Raw genomic sequence first — 3604 nt, forward strand, 5'->3', positions numbered from 1 at the left:
GGAGCGTGTTGTTCTTTTGACCGTGATGTCTGTGAGTCATCGTGATGACTCACAGACATCAAGCTCTCTGCGGAATTGCCTTCGGGGCCTCGGCAGTCCCTCCGCCTCGGCGACGCGCAGCGCCTCCCGGACGGGGTTGCGGGAGACGCCGAAGTCCTCGGCGAGCCGGTCCTCGGTCAGCCGTTCCCCGGGCAGGTAGTCGCCGTCGATGATGGCGGTCCGCAGCGCGGCGAGGACCTGATCGCGGAGCGGCAGGTGTTGCGCGCCGAGCTTGTCCCGTAGGTCTTCAGCCACCTTGTCGCCTCTCCGTGAACGTGTCCGCACAAAGTGTATACGAAGAACAATTACCGGAAGGCGGCCGACAGTGTCGAGCACAGCGCCCCGCGTCACCCGCCCTCACATCACCCCGCCCCGGGACGAGCGCCTGCTGCGGCGACGGCACGCGCTCGTCGTCGTCCTCACCTTCCTCACCGGGAGCGCCGACGCTCTCGGCTTCCTCGCCCTCGGCGGCGCCTTCGCCAGCGTGATGACAGGCAACATGGTCCTGCTCGGGCTCTCGGCCGGCAGAGGTGAAGCCGACCTGGCGTTGACGTCGGGCTGCGCCATCGTCAGCTTCATCGTCGGTGTCCTCGCCGGTGCCCGCGTCGTCGGCTCGGCGCAGCCCGACGATCCGGTCTGGCCTCGGCGGGTCACCTGGGCGCTGGTCCTGGAGCTGTCGGTGTTCGTGGTGTTCGCCGTCGTCTGGGAGGTCACCCTGCACACCCCCGACGCGGGTGTCCACCTGGCGCTGCTGATGCTGTCCGCTGTCGCGCTGGGCGTGCAGAGCAGTGCGATCCAACGCTTCGGGGTGTCCGGCCTGTCCTCCACGTACCTGACCGGCACGCTCACCAGCCTGATCGCCGGGGTCGCCGCGCGCAGCCCGTGGACCAGCCTGCGTCCCAAGGCCCAGGTGCTGCTGGCCCTCATGGTCGGCGCGGCCGTCGGCGCCCTTGTCGCCCTGCACCTGCCGGTCGTCGCCCCGGCCCTGCTGATCGTGCCGCTGGTGCTCGTCATCGCCGTGTCCGCGCGGATGCGGGCCTGAGCCGCAGACGCCGTGAGTGCGGGCCTGAGCGTCAGACGCCGCGAGCGAACAGGGCCAGGCGTACCCGGTTGGGGCTGTCGGTCTTGGTCATCAGGCTGGTGATGTGGGTCTTGACCGTGGTGACACCGATGTGGAGCTGGTCGGCGATCTCGGTGTTGGACAGTCCCTCGGCGACCAGGTCGAGCACGTCCCGTTCCCGGGCGGTCAGGCCCGGCAGAGCCGGTGGTGACCCCGGGCGGGCGTGCACCGCGCGCTGCACGAGGCGGCGCAGCACCTCAGAGCTGAACGGGCTGTCACCGACGGCGGCCCGGCGGATGCCGTCCAGCAACTCGGTCGGGGGCGCGTCCTTGAGTAGGAACCCGCACGCTCCGGCGGTCAGCGCGGGGTAGAGGTGCTCGTCGTCGCCGAACGTGGTCAGCACCAGGATGCGGGTGGCGGGGCGTTCGGCGAGGATCCGGCTGGTCGCGGTGATCCCGTCGACGCCGGGCATCCGCAGGTCCATCACGACGACGTCGGGGAGGAGCCGCCCGGCCAGCGGGATCGCCTCGCGGCCGTTGTCGGCCTCCCCGACGACCTCGATGTCGGGTTGAGCATCGCAGAGCATGCGCAGCCCGGCCCGGATGAGGTGCTGGTCGTCGACCAGCAGCACCCGGATCACGCCGGCTCCGGCGCGGGCGACCCGGCCGGGGCCTTGCGCTCGCGGGGCACCGACCCGACCGGCGCGTCGGTGGACGCGGCGGTCACTGGCGGAAGGACCGTACGCACCCGCCACCCGGTGCCGGTCCGGCCCGCCTCCAACCGGCCACCGAGGACCTCGACACGTTCGCGCATCCCGGTGATGCCGTGCCCGCCACCGGCCGGCACGCCCGCCGGCCCCCCGCCGCGCCCGTTGTCGGTGACCTCCCAGTGCACGGAGCCGTCCCGGACGGCGACCACGAGATGCGCGATCGCTGACGCCCCCGCGTGTTTGGCCACGTTCGTCAGCGCCTCCTGCGTGAGTCGCAGCACCGCCATGCCGCGTACCGCGTCGAGTGAACCGATCGCCGGGTCGAGGTCGGCCTCCACAATGACACCCGCCTGGCGGGCCCGATCCATGGACGCGCCGATCGCCGCCGGCAGCGCTGACGGTTCGATAGCGGTCAGCGCCGCGTCGCCGCGTACCCCGTCGGGGTCGCGCAGCACCGCGACCAGCCGGCGCAGCTCCGCAAGGGCCGAGGTGCCGGTGCCGTGCACGTCGTCGAAGACCTCGCCCACCCGGGGGTCCAGGTCGGTGAGCACGTGCCGGGCCACGCCGACCCGCAGGACCATCGACGCCACATGGTGCGCCACGACGTCGTGCAGCTCGCGGGCGATGGCGCTGCGTTCGTCGGCGCGAGCCGCGCGGCTCTCCGACTCGTGCTGGCGTTGCTCGGCCAGGGCCCGCTCCACGGCCTGCCGACCCAACTCCCGGTTGGTGCGGATGACCAGGCCGAGCAGGACCGGCACGCCGACCTCCACGGCGAGCCCGACGACCCCGGAGGCGAACCGGCGCGGCGGGTCGCCGATCGAGTCGGTCAGGTCGACCACGGCAAGCAGCACGGCGGCCAGCCAGATGGGCCGCGCGTGGCGCGCACGCATGGTGACCTCGAGCAGCGCCCAGCTGGCACCAACCTGGTTGATGGTGAAGTCGTCGACCAGGCTGATCGCGACCGCCAGCAGGGCGGCCTGTGCCACCAGGTTCAGCACCGGCAACCGGTGCGCCACCAGCGCCACGGCGAACGCGAGCAGTGCGAGGATCCACTGTGCCGTGGTGGGCGTGCTGTTGGAGTGCGGGACGAAGAACAGGTAACACACCCCGGCGAGGTCGAGCAGCACCATTCGCACGAGCGCGTCCCGCATGTCGAACAGTCGCCCCGGCCAGCTCACGGTCGACAGCCTAGGGGCTGTGGGCCGGGGGCGGCGCCCCCCCCCCGCCGCCACCGGGTCCGGACCGCGAGGTACGCGGCCAGGCCGAGCGGCCCGAGCAGGATGGTCAGCACCAGCACCGGAGCCATCACCAGCGCCGGCACCCCCCGTTCCCGGCTGTCCAACCACGCCCACCGCCCGACGAACAGATCGAACGCGATCATGTGCGCCCAACCCGCCGCCGCACCGTCGGAGGTGCCGAGCAGGTCCCGCACCCCGGCCAGGGTCGGCGACGCCACGGCCGGCAGCACCTCGCCGAACGCCGGGAGCACCAGCAGCGCGTAGATCACCACGACCGGCAGCACGATCAGCGGCGAGGCGATGATCCGAGCGGTCCACGACCAGCGCGGCAGCAGGATCATCAGCGCCCAGAACGGCGCGGCCACCGCGAACGTCAGGGAGAACAGCGTCCCGGTCACGCGGCCAGCGCCAGTTCCGGGCGACGTCGGCGGGCCAGCACCACGCCGGTCACGCTCGCCGCGGTCGCGACCACCAGTGCCGCGGCACCCGGGGGCGGGGCGGGGGCCGGGCGCCGCAGCGGCGGGGCGCGCCGCCCCAGCCCCCGGAACAACACACTGA

General features: G+C 72.6%; 5 protein-coding genes. 1 reads left to right on the forward strand and 4 read right to left on the reverse strand.

The window, feature by feature from the left end:
- Positions 1-36: 36 nt before the first annotated feature.
- Positions 37-294 (reverse strand): winged helix-turn-helix domain-containing protein, encoded by a 258-nt coding sequence (locus tag AB0B48_RS32360; RefSeq protein WP_357208273.1) that lies wholly within the window; start codon positions 292-294, stop codon positions 37-39.
- A gap of 70 nt (positions 295-364) precedes the next feature.
- On the opposite strand from AB0B48_RS32360, the gene AB0B48_RS32365 reads away from it, so the two are divergent.
- Positions 365-1081 carry a YoaK family protein gene (locus AB0B48_RS32365; protein WP_357208276.1) on the forward strand — a complete coding sequence of 239 codons (717 nt, stop codon included), beginning with the start codon at positions 365-367 and terminating at the stop codon, positions 1079-1081.
- Positions 1082-1112: 31 nt separating this feature from the next.
- On the opposite strand, the gene AB0B48_RS32370 is transcribed toward AB0B48_RS32365, so the two are convergent.
- The 3 genes from AB0B48_RS32370 to AB0B48_RS32380 are packed head-to-tail and all read right to left on the reverse strand — an operon-like array spanning position 1113 to position 3444.
- A complete protein-coding gene (locus AB0B48_RS32370; protein ID WP_357208279.1) occupies positions 1113-1739 on the reverse strand; it encodes a response regulator transcription factor in 627 nt (208 codons plus the stop codon).
- Positions 1736-2986, reverse strand: coding sequence for a histidine kinase (locus AB0B48_RS32375; RefSeq protein WP_357208282.1), 1251 nt, complete (start codon positions 2984-2986; stop codon positions 1736-1738). The genes AB0B48_RS32370 and AB0B48_RS32375 overlap by 4 nt, the downstream gene beginning before the upstream one ends.
- Positions 2983-3444, reverse strand: a complete 462-nt coding sequence (locus AB0B48_RS32380; RefSeq protein WP_357208284.1) for an ABA4-like family protein — start codon at positions 3442-3444, stop codon at positions 2983-2985. Before AB0B48_RS32380 ends, AB0B48_RS32375 begins: the two co-directional genes overlap by 4 nt.
- Positions 3445-3604: the final 160 nt, after the last annotated feature.

Source organism: Micromonospora sp. NPDC049089, from assembly GCF_040648775.1.
GTDB lineage: Bacteria > Actinomycetota > Actinomycetes > Mycobacteriales > Micromonosporaceae > Micromonospora.